Annotated in this window: 2 protein-coding genes and 2 pseudogenes; all 4 read left to right on the top strand. The window is 46.4% G+C overall.

Going from position 1 to position 535, the window contains the following annotated elements:
• A pseudogene (gene relB / locus U9R90_RS36770) lies at positions 1–74 on the top strand (type II toxin-antitoxin system antitoxin RelB); the annotation flags it as partial.
• Complete coding sequence (gene relE, locus U9R90_RS36765) at positions 74–361, top strand: type II toxin-antitoxin system mRNA interferase RelE (protein ID WP_000323025.1); 288 nt, start codon at positions 74–76, stop codon at positions 359–361. The pseudogene relB and the gene relE, both read left to right, overlap by 1 nt.
• 71 nt (positions 362–432) lie before the next feature.
• A pseudogene (locus U9R90_RS36760) lies at positions 433–498 on the top strand (small toxic polypeptide); the annotation flags it as partial.
• Positions 468–535, top strand: a 68-nt coding sequence (locus tag U9R90_RS36755) for a hypothetical protein (RefSeq protein WP_411061862.1), incomplete at its 3' end; no start/stop codon positions are given. The pseudogene U9R90_RS36760 and the gene U9R90_RS36755, both read left to right, overlap by 31 nt.

Here is a 535-nt window from a genome sequence, read left to right as displayed (position 1 = left end):
CTGAACTTGTGGAGATAGTGAAAGAACGACTTCGTAATCCTAAGCCAGTACGTGTGACGCTGGATGAACTCTGATGGCGTATTTTCTGGATTTTGACGAGCGGGCACTAAAGGAATGGCGAAAGCTGGGCTCGACGGTACGTGAACAGTTGAAAAAGAAGCTGGTTGAAGTACTTGAGTCACCCCGGATTGAAGCAAACAAGCTCCGTGGTATGCCTGATTGTTACAAGATTAAGCTCCGGTCTTCAGGCTATCGCCTTGTATACCAGGTTATAGACGAGAAAGTTGTCGTTTTCGTGATTTCTGTTGGGAAAAGAGAACGCTCGGAAGTATATAGCGAGGCGGTCAAACGCATTCTCTGAACCAAAGCATGACATCTCTGTTTCGCACCGATGGTGACACTTCTGCTTTGCGTTGACAGGAGAAGAAGGCCATGAAAATGCCGAACCAACCCATTGTTTTGTGCATATTAATAGTTTGTTTAACGCTGTTGATATTCACCTGGCTCACACGAAACTCGCTTTGCGAGTTGCGGA

It is taken from the genome of Streptomyces sp. E11-3 (assembly GCF_046540415.1).
Lineage (GTDB): Bacteria > Actinomycetota > Actinomycetes > Streptomycetales > Streptomycetaceae > Streptomyces.
This window is presented reverse-complemented; position numbering and strand designations above follow the sequence as displayed.